This window comes from Cupriavidus basilensis OR16, assembly GCF_000243095.1.
Taxonomy (GTDB): domain Bacteria; phylum Pseudomonadota; class Gammaproteobacteria; order Burkholderiales; family Burkholderiaceae; genus Cupriavidus; species Cupriavidus basilensis_D.
Window position 1 is genome coordinate 18,376 of the sequence record NZ_AHJE01000147.1, and the last position, 13,023, is coordinate 31,398.

12 protein-coding genes and 3 pseudogenes are annotated in these 13,023 nt (G+C 66.1%); 8 read left to right on the forward strand and 7 right to left on the reverse strand.

The genetic code is table 11. The features are described 5' to 3' along the window. Positions 1–26: 26 nt before the first annotated feature. On the reverse strand, positions 27–617 hold the full coding sequence (locus tag OR16_RS35835) for a hypothetical protein (protein WP_237717353.1): 591 nt from the start codon (positions 615–617) through the stop codon (positions 27–29). A gap of 396 nt (positions 618–1,013) precedes the next feature. On the opposite strand from OR16_RS35835, the gene OR16_RS35840 reads away from it, so the two are divergent. Next, on the forward strand, positions 1,014–1,406 hold the full coding sequence (locus tag OR16_RS35840) for a hypothetical protein (RefSeq protein WP_006163887.1): 393 nt from the start codon (positions 1,014–1,016) through the stop codon (positions 1,404–1,406). Between the two features lie 42 nt (positions 1,407–1,448). Here the strand turns inward: OR16_RS35840 and OR16_RS35845 are convergent, their stop codons facing one another. Next, positions 1,449–2,315: a LysR substrate-binding domain-containing protein gene (locus OR16_RS35845; RefSeq protein WP_006163888.1), complete on the reverse strand. Its 867-nt coding sequence runs from the start codon at positions 2,313–2,315 to the stop codon at positions 1,449–1,451. Between the two features lie 101 nt (positions 2,316–2,416). Here OR16_RS35845 and OR16_RS35850 point away from each other — a divergent pair, with 101 nt between their 5' ends. Beyond that, entirely contained in the window at positions 2,417–3,064 is a 648-nt protein-coding gene (locus OR16_RS35850; RefSeq protein ID WP_006163889.1) for a LysE family translocator, read from the forward strand. Positions 3,065–3,086: 22 nt separating this feature from the next. Here the strand turns inward: OR16_RS35850 and OR16_RS35855 are convergent, their stop codons facing one another. Next, entirely contained in the window at positions 3,087–3,719 is a 633-nt protein-coding gene (locus tag OR16_RS35855) for an MlaC/ttg2D family ABC transporter substrate-binding protein (RefSeq protein WP_006163890.1), read from the reverse strand. Between the two features lie 85 nt (positions 3,720–3,804). Next, positions 3,805–4,371 carry a TetR/AcrR family transcriptional regulator gene (locus tag OR16_RS35860; protein WP_006163891.1) on the reverse strand — a complete coding sequence of 189 codons (567 nt, stop codon included), beginning with the start codon at positions 4,369–4,371 and terminating at the stop codon, positions 3,805–3,807. 194 nt (positions 4,372–4,565) lie between these two features. Between OR16_RS35860 and OR16_RS35865 the strand changes: the two genes are divergently transcribed. Both OR16_RS35865 and OR16_RS35870 read left to right on the forward strand, forming a co-directional pair. Then, positions 4,566–5,294: an SDR family oxidoreductase gene (locus OR16_RS35865; protein WP_006163892.1), complete on the forward strand. Its 729-nt coding sequence runs from the start codon at positions 4,566–4,568 to the stop codon at positions 5,292–5,294. A 90-nt stretch (positions 5,295–5,384) separates the two neighbouring features. Continuing rightward, on the forward strand, positions 5,385–5,789 hold the full coding sequence (locus tag OR16_RS35870) for a 2-hydroxychromene-2-carboxylate isomerase (protein ID WP_006163893.1): 405 nt from the start codon (positions 5,385–5,387) through the stop codon (positions 5,787–5,789). Here OR16_RS35870 and OR16_RS35875 read toward each other — a convergent pair. Next, complete coding sequence (locus OR16_RS35875; RefSeq protein ID WP_237717354.1) at positions 5,708–6,973, reverse strand: AI-2E family transporter; 1,266 nt, start codon at positions 6,971–6,973, stop codon at positions 5,708–5,710. The genes OR16_RS35870 and OR16_RS35875 overlap by 82 nt on opposite strands. A 369-nt stretch (positions 6,974–7,342) precedes the next feature. Between OR16_RS35875 and OR16_RS42220 the strand changes: the two are divergent. Next, positions 7,343–7,768: pseudogene (locus OR16_RS42220) on the forward strand (YhjD/YihY/BrkB family envelope integrity protein); the annotation flags it as partial. Here OR16_RS42220 and OR16_RS35880 read toward each other — a convergent pair. After that, positions 7,753–8,451, reverse strand: a pseudogene (locus OR16_RS35880) (sulfite exporter TauE/SafE family protein); the annotation flags it as partial. The pseudogenes OR16_RS42220 and OR16_RS35880 overlap by 16 nt on opposite strands. A gap of 74 nt (positions 8,452–8,525) precedes the next feature. Then, a pseudogene (locus OR16_RS35885) lies at positions 8,526–9,499 on the reverse strand (LysR family transcriptional regulator). Between the two features lie 149 nt (positions 9,500–9,648). Between OR16_RS35885 and OR16_RS35890 the strand changes: the two are divergent. The 3 genes from OR16_RS35890 to OR16_RS35900 all read left to right on the forward strand — a co-directional run bounded on the left by OR16_RS35890 (position 9,649) and on the right by OR16_RS35900 (position 12,964). Further along, positions 9,649–11,025: a D-serine ammonia-lyase gene (locus OR16_RS35890; RefSeq protein ID WP_006163897.1), complete on the forward strand. Its 1,377-nt coding sequence runs from the start codon at positions 9,649–9,651 to the stop codon at positions 11,023–11,025. Positions 11,026–11,076: 51 nt separating this feature from the next. Continuing rightward, complete coding sequence (locus OR16_RS35895; protein ID WP_006163898.1) at positions 11,077–11,664, forward strand: Bug family tripartite tricarboxylate transporter substrate binding protein; 588 nt, start codon at positions 11,077–11,079, stop codon at positions 11,662–11,664. Positions 11,665–11,878: 214 nt separating this feature from the next. Continuing rightward, on the forward strand, positions 11,879–12,964 hold the full coding sequence (locus OR16_RS35900) for a DSD1 family PLP-dependent enzyme (RefSeq protein WP_006163899.1): 1,086 nt from the start codon (positions 11,879–11,881) through the stop codon (positions 12,962–12,964). Positions 12,965–13,023: the final 59 nt, after the last annotated feature.

The following is a 13,023-nucleotide window of genomic DNA, read 5'->3' on the forward strand; positions in this document are numbered from 1 at the left end:
GAGGTTTTTTGCGACGTCAGCGCGTGTTACGCCTTCGGCGGCGACGTCACCACGATCGAGACAACCTCGCGATAGACCAGCTTGGCCATGCGGCCCGCCGTGATCTTGCTCAGGTCGATATTGGGATCCTGGATCTTCACCGTGCGCAGCGTCTCACGCGGGCCACGGAAGGTCACGGTGCGTTTCTTCGCATCGACCTTGGTGATCTGCGCCGTGACCGTGGTGGTGATCTCGCGCGCGAAGCCGGGCTTGGCGCCCTCGCCTGCGCGTGCGGTGCGCTCCACCGACTCCGCCAGCGGCGTGTCCTTGGAATCGACCGGCTCCAGCGCGGTGACCACGGCCGCCGCACGGGTCAGCGTGACCATGTCGCCCTTCTTGATCTGCTTGAAGTTCTTGACTTCGTCGCCTCCGATCAGTTCGACGACATTGCCGCGCGGGCCTTGCACCAGCACCGCCTGCGATTCCGGATCGATCGAAACGATGCGCCCGGAGATCACGGCTTCCTCCGCCACGCCGACAGCGCCCGGAGGCGCAGCGAGGACGAGCGGTGCGAAAAGCACGGCCGCGCCAAGGCTCAGCGCGTGCAGGGAACGGGAAATCAACCGACGATTTGGCATGGCTGTCCTGACAAGTGAAAAAGAGTGGATACGAAATTAACTAGGAGGCCACCGGGGCACGCGGCACACAGCGGTACTTCGGGGTTGAACATAGCGCGCAATGATGCCACGCGGCATGCCTGTTGAAAGATTTCATATCGGATAGGGAGAAAGTGAAATCTGTTCAAGGTACTGTCTGGCCCCGCGCGGCGCGGCGGCGCCTTCGCCACAACGTTTAATTCGCAACACAAGAACTCTGTATTGCCTTTTGCCATTGGCGTGGATTAAGTTAGCGGCAAGGTGGCAGGCCAGCCCCTTGCGGTGAAGGGGGCCGGCATGCAGCGCTATCGGCACATCGTTGCCCGCGGCACTGCTTTGCGCCCAGCCGTTTCCACGTCCCGCCAAGGCCCCCCTGCCATGACCCAGCACCCGTTGCTCCGTACCGCGCTAGTCTGCGCCGCCCTGCTCGCCCCGGCCGCGCCAGCGTTCGCCTACCTCGACACCTTCATCCACGGCACCGTCATCGGCACCATGAGCCAGAAGGAATCGGCCTCGCTCGTCCAGAGCGTGGGCAAGGTGCTCAATGAAGGTACCGACGGCACCATGGCGTCCTGGACCTCGCCGGCGGAAAGCAAGCGCAAGCCCATCGAAGGCCAGTTGACGCCGCTGCGCAGCAAGACCGACAAGGGCCAGGCGTGCCGGCAACTGAAGATGGAGCTCAAGCGGGCGGACCAGGAAGACAACTGGACCGGCTGGTTCTGCAAGCAAAACGACGGCCGCTGGCGCTCGCGCAAGGTGGCCGACGATTGAGCCATCATGCCTCGCCAGGCAAGGACCGCAAGTCCAACCGGCTCAGGTTCTCAGTTCAACCAGAATCTGCTCGGCAAGAAAATCGCAGGGCGGGCGCGCGGACTGCGCACTGCGGGCAAGGACGACTTCGAGTTCAGGCAAGGGTGGCAACCCGTCGCTCTGCGACAGCTGCACAAGATGCCCCGGTACGCTGCATCTGGCCAGCGGGGCCACCGCGAGCCCCGCTTCGACCATGCTGACAAGCCCTAGCAGGCTCGGGCTTTCGTAGGACATGCGATATTTGATGTTCTCCCGCTGCAGCGCGCTGATGGCATTGGCGCGCGCCGTGCTGCCATGGGCAAAAACGGCGATCGGCAGCGGGCGCTCGTTCCACACCTTGCGCACCGCCGAGCCAACCCACACCATCGGCTCGAAGCGGATGAATTCGCCCGTGATGCCCTTGGCTTTCGTCAGGCAGGCCAGGTCGAGCGTATTGTCCTTGAGCAACGGCGCGAGCGCGCTGCTTGGCATGCCGATCACCCGGATCTCCACACGCGGGTGAGCCACCGCGAACTGCCGCAGCACCGACGGCAGCAACGATGAGGCGTAGTCGTCAGGCACGCCGATGGTGACGCGGCCCTTCATCTCCGGGCGCACGATCGATGCCCACGCCTCCTCCCGCATCGCGAGCATGCGGCGGCCATAGTCCAGCAACGTCTTTCCCTCGGCGGTAATCGTCACGTGCCGCGTGGTCCGCACGAAGAGCGGTTTCCCAAGGGACTCCTCAAGCGCCTTGATCTGCATGCTCACCGCCGACGCGGACCGGTGTACGGACTCCGCCCCCCGGGCAAACGAGCCGGTGTCGGCGACCGCGACGGTGTCGGCGACCGCGACCACCATCTCAATGACGTCCAGATCGAGCTTTTTCATATTAATCAGAAAATCTGAACAAAAACTTCAGTTTAACCCGTTTTACTCGAACCATTCGCCAGGCGGATACTGCAGTCGATGTCCACTGGGGAACGCGGAAAATGCACGGTACGGAATCGATCTACGGATTTTTGGCGGTTGGAGGCATGCTGGCCGTGACGCCGGGCCCGAACATGGTCTACGTGATGTCACGCTCCATTGCGCAAGGACGCAAGGCCGGGCTCGTGTCCCTGGCTGGCGTCATGCTCGGATACCTTTTCTACATGTTCGGCGCGGCGTTTGGCATCACGGCATTTTTCCTGAGCGTGCCTTACGCCAGCAGCATCCTGGGCACCGTGGGCGCTGCCTACCTGTTCTATCTGGCGTGGCAGGCCGTGAAGCCTGGCGGCCGCTCCCCGCTCGAAGTCCGCGAGCTGCCGCACGAACGCCCCCGGCGGCTGTTCGCGATGGGCGCGACCACCAGCCTGTTGAATCCCAAGCTGGCGATGACCTTCCTGTCAGTGTTGCCGCAATTCATCAACTACCGGAACGGCAACGTCCTCGAGCAATCGCTCACGCTCGGCTCCGCGCTGATCATCGCGTTCGCCACCGTCAATGGCGCCGTGGCAATCTGCTCTGGCAGCATGGCCACGCTCCTGTCCCGCCGCCCGGGACTCCTGCTGGCCCAGCGCTGGGCCATGGGCGCGGTCCTGCTTGTGCTAGGCGCAAACATGACTGTCGAAGCATGGCGCCTGGCCAGCGCTGCCTGACGTTTGCCGCCTGGTTACAGCGTTACTGCTTGCCCGGCGCAAGCCGCTCATTGCGCTCGGTCAGCGACTGGATCAGCCCCTCCACACCGCCTTGCTGAATCCTCTCGTTGAACTGCTGCCGGTAGGTCTGCACCAGCCAGGCACCCAGCACGTTCAGGTCATACACGCGCCAGCCTTCCGGCGTCTTGTGCAGCCGGTAGTCGATCTGCACAGGCTGGCCGCTTTTCATGTTGGTGGCAACCGTGCGCACCACCACATCGGTATCGGCCGGCTCGATGCGCGACGGCGGATATTCGATCTGCTGGTCAGGGCGCAGCTGCGCGATGGCGCCCGCATAGGTGTGGATGAGCAGCCGCTTGAACTGCTCGACCACTTGCTGCTGCTGCGCCGGCGTGGCGGTGCGCCAGTAGCGGCCCATGGCGAGCTGCGTGGTGCGGTTCAGATCGGTATACGGGAGGATGTCCTTGTTCACGATCGTCGTAATGCGCTGGATATCGCCCGGCGCGACCGCGCGGGTGCGCACCTCGCGCAGCAACTGCTGCGTCACGGTCTGGATCAGTGCCTGCGGCTTCGACTGGTCGTCGACCTGGGCGCGGGCTGCGCTGCCAAGGCAAAGCAAAGCCGAAAAAACGGGAATCAGGAATACGTTGCGCATCGATGGGAGCCCTGTCTGAAGGTGCCTGAAGGTGCATGAAGGTGCTTCAACATGCCGGTGGCATGGTAAAGCAAACGCCATTGCGCTACACCCGCAAAGCGCCTGCACGCTCCAGCATTGCTCTCGCCCCCGCCAGGATCTCCCTGGCCACATCCTGATTAGCCACCGTGCGCGCCAGCATCAAGGCCCCGACGCACTGCGAGATCAAGCCCCAGGCCGCCTCCCCGTTCCCCAGCCGGGCCGCCAGCTCCCGCTGCATGGCCACCATGCCGTCCTCGCAGGCCTGGCGCGTATCCGCATCGGCCCGGGCGATCTCCGCGCCCAGGCTGGGCAAGGGGCACCCCGTCTCCGGATGCCGCACATGCCCCATGGTGAGGTAGCAATCCAGCATCCTTGCCAGCCAGGCCCCGTCGTCGCCCTCCCCCTCGGGCAGCAACAACTCCCGGCTGCGCTGCAGTTCGCGCTCGACCACCTCGCGCAGCAATGCCTGCTTGGAATCGAAATGGCTGTAGAACGCCCCGCCGGTCAGGCCGGCGGCGCCCATCAACTGGTCAACGCCGGTCGACGCAAAGCCTTCGCGCTTGACCAGCGCGCCGCTGGCCTCCAGCACTCGCTCGCGGGTGGCAGCTTTGTGAGTTGCGGAATAACGCATTGCATTTCCTGAGATTGTCCTGGGGCAGATGCCGCTTGACGCGACCCGCATTCATACCATAACGTTCGTTTATTAAACGATCGTTCAGCTTACGCCGGATCCGCTCCCAGGGGAAGCGGCCATCGGTGGCCAGGAACGCAGAAAACCCGTCTGGCGCCCTGCCCGGCGGAACATTCCAAGACTGGAGACAAGCCATGTCCAACAAGAAAGCCATCCTCGTGGTGGGTGCCGGCGACGCCACTGGCGGCGCCATTGCGCGCCGTTTTGCCCGCGAGGGCTATATCGCCTGCGTGACGCGCCGCAGTGCCGACAAGCTCACGCCGCTGGTCGAGCAGATCCGCGCCGAGGGCGGCGAGGCCTACGGCTTTGCCTGCGATGCCCGCAAGGAGGACGAGACGGTGGCGTTGATCGAGCGCATCGAGCGCGAGATCGCGCCGCTGGAGGTGGCGATCTTCAATATCGGCGCCAATGTGCGGTTTTCCGTGCTGGAGACCACATCCCGCGTGTATTTCAAGGTTTGGGAGATGGCCTGCTTCGGCGGCTTCCTGATGGGGCGCGAGGCTGCGCGCGTGATGCTGCCGCGCGGGCACGGCTCGATCTTCTTCACCGGTGCTACCGCCAGCCTGCGCGGGCGCGATGGCATGAGCGCCTTCGCGGGGGCCAAGCATGCCTTGCGCGCGCTGGCCCAAAGCATGGCGCGCGAGTTGGGCCCGAAGAATATCCACGTGGCGCACCTGGTGGTGGACGCCGCCATCGACACTGACTTTATCCGCACGACCTTCCCCGACCGCTACGCCACCAAGCAGGACGACGGCATCGTCAATCCGGAGCACATCGCCGACACCTACTGGATGCTGCACCAGCAGCCACGCGACGCATGGACGCACGAGCTGGATATCCGTCCGTGGATCGAGCCTTGGTAAGCGCGCGGGGCAATGAACGAAAAGCAGCATCAAGAACGTATCAATAACGCACCAAGATACCGGATCACGATACCAAGCGGAGACAACGGCATGAGCAGGCAAGTAGAGTTCTATTTTGACTTCGGCAGCCCCTATTCCTACCTGGCCTACAAGGAATTGCCGCGCGTGGCGCAGCGCACCGGCGCGCAGATCGTCTGGCGGCCCATCCTGTTGGGCGGCGTGTTCAAGGCCACCGGCAACCACAGCCCCGCGGAGATCCCCGCCAAGGGCCGCTGGTCAAAGACCGACACCGCGCGCTGGTCACGGCGCTACGGGGCGAGCCTGCAGCAGAATCCGCATTTCCCGGTCAACACGCTGGCGCTGATGCGTGCCGCGGTCGGCTTCCAGCTGCAGGACGAGGCCGCGTTCCACCGCTATGTGGAGGCGATATTCGCCGCCATGTGGGAGCAGCAGCGCAACCTGAACGACCCCGCCCGCTGCGCTTTGTCTCGATGAGCCAGGAAAAATGCCAGGAACGCGTGTTTGCCGAAGGCACGCTGCGCTTCGCAGAGCAAGACGCGCAATGGACTATGCATGCAAGCGAGACCGCGCATTTGAAGGCTTGCCCACGGGACGCGTTGCCGCCGGATGCGGCTGCGCGCGTGGCGCGCTACGTGGCCGCGGACTGAGCCGCGCTCACTCCCCCAGGAACTCCGCCACCACAGCCATCCCCTCCACACCCATAGCCAGGTGAACAACAGCAGCACGACGAACACGGCGACAGCGTTCATCTTGGCCATGCGCCCCGTCATCCAGGTGGTCACCAGCGCGCCGATCAGCGTGGCGACCATCAGCGAGCCGCCCGCCGCCATCGCCGCCAAGCCGAAGTCGCCCGACTGCATGAAGGCGGCCAGCCCGATGCACACCGCGATCAGGACCGCGCCGAAGTAAGGCACCAGGTGCAAGGCGGCAGCGGCCAGCGCCCAGGTGCCGGCGTTGTCCACTTGCAGCCATTTCAGCAAGAGCCAGGTCAGCGCGCCAATCATGGCGTTGGTGACCAGCAGCATCACCATGTAGCGCTGGATCTGCCGGTTGATCTCGTCGAGCATGTGCACGCTGATCTTCTTTTGCGACAGCGTGGTACCCGCCATCTTGATGAACTTGCGCTTGAACATGTCGCCGGACACCAGCATGAAGAAGGCGAGGAACAAGACCACCGCAGCCTGGCCGGCGACGGCAAAGATGCCGACGGAACCTGCCAGCAGGATATTGTTGAGTGAATCCCCGGCGCGCTCCACGACAATCCGGGAGCCACGCAGGGGCGGGCCTTGCCCGGTGCCACCCAGCACGGTGGCCGCCCGCCGGATCTTCTGCACCATCGAATCGTCGCCGCTGAGCAAGGCACCCACTGAGCGCGACAACTTGGTGGCCACGTCCGGCAGACGGTCGACCAGGCCGGCTACTTGACCTTGCAGCAGGTACGCGCAGCAGACCACGCCGGCCACCAGCGCCAGCAACACCAACGAGGCGCCGACCACGCGCGGGATGCGGCGGCCGCACAGTATGGTGACCAGCGGATCGAGCACATAGGCGACGACCACCGCCAACACCACGGGGATCACGAAGGCGCTGGCCAGATGCAGCGTGTAGAGCGAAGCGAGCACCGCGACCGGCGCCGGCGCCGGCGCCGGAGAAGGCATCCGCATCGCCATCGGCATCGGCTGGGACAGACGACGGGCTGGCCGCCACGGGGCCGGCGTTCAGATCAGCCATGGGATTGCGGCTCCTGTCGTGAAGGTCGCGTACGTATCGCGGGAATGCCAGCGCGGCAATGGGTGTGCGCGCGCTGCGCGCGCCATGCTTCTTCCAAGCATAGCCGTGCCAGCCGGCATGTCTGTCAGACAATGACGCAAGCCATGTAGGATAAGCACGGCTTGTCGCGCGGCACGCGATGCGCCACATTGAGAGAACACGGATGCGGCGTAAAAGTGGCCTCCCATGCCACGATGCGCCCTGACCTGCGCTTTCTTCCGCCATCGCTGCAATGACAAACTAACCCATCCTCCGCCATGCCGATACTCGACGCACGCGCCCGACTGGTGCTCAAGCACCCAGGCCGCTTCGTGCTGCGCACGCTCCGGCATTTCCGTGCCAACCAGGGCTTGCTGCTGGCGGGGGCCGTGGCGTATTACGCCTTGCTGTCGATCGTGCCGCTGCTGATCCTGATGGTGATCGCGCTGTCGCATGTCATCGAGCCGGCTTCGCTGCTGGCTACCCTGTCGCGTTACCTGGAGTGGCTGCTGCCAGGGCAATCGCGCGCGCTGGTCAGCGAGCTGGCCAGCTTCCTGGCGAACCGCGGGGTGATCGGCTGGGTGCTGCTGGCGAGCATGGTCTTTTTCAGCTCGCTGGCGTTCACGGTGCTGGAGAACGCCATGTCGGTGATCTTTGTGCACCGGGTGGCGATCCGGCGCCGGCACTTTGCGGTCAGCAGGCTCAGCACGATCCTGCGAAATGCGATCTCGCTGATGCCGATGTACAGCCGTGCGCCGAGGACGCTGGGCACCAGCATGGCCGGGCCCACCACCAGGAACATCGGCAGCATGTCACGCGTGACGATGCCGGTGCCGACATAGGTGGCCATGGTCACGGCCAGCGTGGCCAGGTTGAAGTTCTGGATGATGGCGCGCTGCTCGTCCTTGGCCAGCCCGCGCAGGGTGCACCACAGCGTGGGGATGACGCCGGTAAAGCCGCCGATGCCGCCCATGATGCCGCCGGCCGCGCCGATCACGCCATCGGCCAGCCGTCCGCCGGCCCGGATCTGCGGCAGTTGCCTGGACATCAGCATGAGCGGGCACCAGATGGCCAGCAGCCCGCCCAGGCAAGCCTTGAACACGTCGGGGTTGAGCGCCGGCAGGATCGCCACGCCGATGGGAATGCCCAGGATGCCGCCGGCCAAGAAGGGCAGCAACTGCCGCGGCGAAAAGCTGCGCCGCACCGCCACCGCCGCCACCACCTGCCCGGTCAGCGAGCCAAACACGGCCATCGTCGCGGCCAGGCGCGGCTCCACGGTCCAGACCCAGAAGGACATGGCTACCATGCCAAAGGCAAAGCCGGACAAGCCTTGCACGAAGCCGGCCACGATGGCGCCCAGCGCCAGGATCAGGACAGGAAAATCCATCGGTAGGTCGATTGCCCGAAAGCCGCGCTATGCCGCGCGAAAGCCGCAAACTATGCCGGGGATTGCGCGCTTTGTCACCTTCCGGTGGCCTTCGCGCCGCGTGCCGGCACGGCGAGCGCCTTGGCCCGCGCCGCGTCGAAACGCGCGCCCTCGGCCGCCAGCCAGTCCTCCACCATGGCGATATGCGGCGTCTGCCCATGCGCGCAGACGAAGAAGTACGACGCCTGCGAACGCGCATGGATGCCGAACAGGTCGACCAGGCGGCCGGCCTCGATATCTTCCAGCACCAGCGCCGAGCGCCCCATGGCGATGCCCTGCCCGGCCAGCGCCGCACCCACGGCGAGCTGCGACAGGTTGAAGCGCTGGCCCGCGTCGAGATGGCCCACCTCCCCCTCCACGCCCGCCACCCGCAGCCAGTGCCGCCACTCGTCGAACGCTTGCGCACCATCCCACGGGCTCGCATCGTGCAGCAGCCAGGCGCCCTTCAGGTCCCGCGGCGTACGCAAACCGGGGTGCGCGGCCAGGAAGGCGGGGCTGGCCACCGGCAGCAGCCATTCGGCCGGGCCTTGAGGTCGTCATAGCCGCCCAGGTCGAAGCGCACGGCAGCATCGATCCCATCGCGCACCATCCGGGTGCGGTCCAGCGCGTGGAACTCACCATAGACGCGCAGGCCCACCTCGGGGTGATCACGAAAAAAATCGCCCAGCCGCGGGGTTAGCCAGCGCATGGCAAATGACGGCGCGCAGCTCAGCGCTATGGGGCCGGCCTCGCGCGGCTTGCGCAGTTGGGTGAGCGTGCCTTCGATGGCCTGGAAGGATTCACGCAGCACAAAGCGCAACCGCTCGCCTTCAGGCGTCAGCACCAGTGCGCGCGGCGTGCGCAGGAACAAGGGCCGGTCCAGCCACTGCTCCAGCTGCTTCACTTGCTGGCTGACCGCGCCTTGCGTCACGCACAGCTCCGTGGCCGCGTGAGTGAAGTTGCAATGGCGCGCCGACGCCTCGAAACAGCGCAGCCAGCTCAGCAGGGAAGACGATAACAAGGTGTTCATAAGTGGCCGCCGATACGCATATCCGATATCCGCCCCCGGATTGTCATTAGTAATACTAATGTTTTACCAAGTATAAATGGATTGCCACCGGTACCGTCCGGGCCAACAATGCAATCACCCTGGAACCCGCAGCAGCCTATCCCTTTCCGATGAACCACCAGCCTTCAGCCAAGAACCGACCTACCGTCGGCGACCCCGATCATGCAGCGGCACTGCGCGCCAGCCTGGCCGCAGCCACCCCATTGCTCTGGTGCAATCCGGCGCGCACCGGGACGCCGCCTCACGCCCAGGCCGCGGGTAAACGAAGCATTAGTCTAGCTGATGTCGAGGCCGCACAGGCGCGCTTTGCCCGCTTTGCCCCGCTGCTGCCGGTGCTGTTCCCTGAACTGAGCGAGACGAACGGCGTCATCGAGTCGCCCCTGCAGCCCGTGGCGTCCATGCAGGCGGCCCTCGGGCTGCCGCAAAGCCAGGGCCGGCTCTGGGTCAAGGCCGACCACAGCCTGCCGGTCGCGGGTTCCATCAAGGCGCGCGGCGGCATCCACGAGGTGCTGGAATTCGCCGAAAACCTGGCGCTGCGCCACGGCCTTCTCGGCCCCGGCCGCGACGGGCCGGCGCATTACCTGGCGTTGAAGGAGCCCGCTGCGCGCGCCTTGTTCGCGCGCTACCAGGTGGCGGTGGGTTCCACCGGCAACCTTGGCCTGAGCATTGGCGTGATGGCCTCCGCGCTGGGTTTTCGCGCGGCCGTGCATATGTCGTCGGACGCCAAGGCGTGGAAGAAGGCACGGCTGCGCAACCGAGGCGTGGAGGTCGTGGAGCACGCTGGCGACTATGAGGAGGCCGTCGCCGCAGGCCGGCGCCAGGCGCAGCAGGACGAGTTCACCTACTTCGTCGACGACGAGCGCTCGTTGTCGCTGCTGCTGGGCTATGGCGCCGCGGCGCTGCACCTGCGCCAGCAACTCGCCGCGCATGGCATCCGCGTGGATGCCGCGCACCCGCTCTTTGTCTACCTGCCTTGCGGCGTGGGCGGCGCGCCCGCCGGCATTACCTTCGGCATACGGCAACTGTTTGGGCCGCACGTGCATTGCCTGTTTGCCGAGCCGACCCAGTCGCCCTGCTTCCTGGTGCAGATGATGGCGGGCGCTGGCAACCCGTCTGTCTATGACTTTGGCCTTAGCAACCGTACGGAGGCCGATGGCCTGGCCGTGCCGCGCGCTTCCGAGCTGGCCGCCGCCGTCATGCGCCCGCTGCTGTCCGGCGTGTTCACGGTGGCGGACGACACCTTGTTCGCGCACCTGGCGCTGGCATGGCGCACCGAAGGGCTGCGCATCGAGCCGTCGGCCGCGGCCGGTTTCAGCGGGCCACGCCTGCTGTGCGAGAGTGCTGCGGGGCGCGATTACCTGGCCCGGCACCAGCTCGAAGCCGCCATGCCGCAAGCCACGCACCTGGTGTGGACCACCGGCGGGCTGTTCGTGCCACAAACGGAGCACCAAGGTTTCCTGGACAAGGCGGCCGCGCTCGCAAACTGATCCGCGCACCGCCATCCCCCACCCCTGATTGCCAAACGCAGGAGAGTCTGCATGAAACCCGTCCACACCTTCAAGCTTGCATGCCTGGCCGCCTGTTGCCTGGCGGTGCCTGCCGGCAGCGCGCTGGCCCAGGCCTACCCCACGCACCCGATCCAGATGGTGATCCCCTTTCCGCCCGGCGGCGCCACCGATGTGATCGGCCGGCTGCTGGCGAAGAAGCTCGGCGACCACCTGGGCCAGACCGTGGTGATTGACAACCGGCCGGGCGCCGGCACCATTGTCGGTGCCGGCATGGTGGCCAAGGCCGCGCCGGATGGCTACACGGCGATCGCGGTCACCACCGCCAAGCGTTCGTCCCTGCTGCCCGACGTGCCCACTGTCGCGGAAAGCGGATACCCGGGTACCGATATGGATACCTGGCTGGCCGTGGTGGCGCCGCGCGGCCTGCCGCCCGAGGTGAAAGCCAAGCTGGAAAAGGCACTGGCCGAGACCATGGCCGATCCGGACACCCGCAAGAAGCTGCTGGACAATGGCTTCGAGCCGTCCTACGGCACGGGCGCGGAGGTGACCGCGCTGATCACCAAGGAGCTGCCACGCATGCGCGCCATTGCGCAACGTGCCAATATCACGGCGGACTGAACGCACGCCAATGTATCGGGGTGGGCGCGGTTTGACAGCGCCCGCCTCCAGCCCACATCATCGCAAGCACCACCGCCCAGAACAATCCGAGACAGCCCGTGACAGCCCGACAGGCCCGACCCATGACGCTCCCCGATTCCACTTCCGCCCCCTGCAGCTTGACGCCTGCGCCGTCGTCGGCCAGCCCGCGGCCGCCATCGACACGCCGGCGCTGATGCTCGACCTCGACGCGTTCGAGCGCAACCTGGCGCAGATGCAGCAAGCCGCAGACAAGGCTGGCGTGCAACTGCGCCCGCATGCCAAGGCGCACAAATGCCCGGAGATAGCGCTGGCACAGATCGCGCGCGGCGCGGCCGGCATCTGCTGCCAGAAGGTCAGCGAGGCGCCGCCGTTCGTGCAGGCCGGCGTCACGGACATCCATATCAGCAACGAGATTGCCGGTGCGCCCAAGGCCGCGCTGCTGGCCCGCCTGGCGCGGCATGCGCGGATGAGCGTGTGCGTTGACGACGCGCGGCAGGTTGCCGCGCTGGCGCAGGCCGCGGCACAAGCCGGGAGCACCATCGGCGTGTTCGTGGAGATTGACGTGGGCCAGGGACGCTGCGGCGTGGCCGACGCGCCTGGCGCATTGCGGCTGGTGCAATCCATCGCGGCGCACAAGCAACTCGCGTTCCGCGGCTTGCAGGCGTATCACGGCGGCATCCAGCATGTGCGCGACTACGCTGCGCGCCGGCAGGCAGCGGCCGATGCCGCGGCACGCACCGCCGCCATCGTCGCCGAACTGGCCGAGGCCGGCGTGGCTTGCGCAACGGTGACCGGTGGCGGCAGCGGCAGCGTGGAGTTCGACCTGAAGAGCGGCGTCTATACCGAGATCCAGCCTGGCTCGTATGTCTTCATGGACGCCGACTACGGCCGCAACGACTACAGCGGCGCGCTGCGCTTCGAGCACAGCCTGTTTATCGCCACCACCGTGATGAGCGTGGCGGCGGCGACGCAGCCCTCTCCCCGCGTTGTGCTGGATGCGGGCCTGAAATCGATGGCAGTGGATTCCGGCCTGCCACTGGTGTGGGGCGCCAATGGCCAAGACCGCGCGCTGGCCTATGTGGCGGCCAACGACGAGCACGGCATTGTCGAGCCCCTCCCGGGGACCAGCGCGGCGGACCTGCCGGACCTCGGCAGCCAGGTGCTGCTGGTGCCTGGCCATTGCGACCCCACCCTCAACCTGTACGACGAGATCGTGGGCGTGCGCGGGCAGTCCGTGGCCTGCTTGTGGCCGGTGTCGGCGCGCGGGCTGAGCCGCTAGCACGATCCGAATGCAATGGCTCCGCGCCTGCCATGCCGGCGCGGTGCTTCACCCCCCAT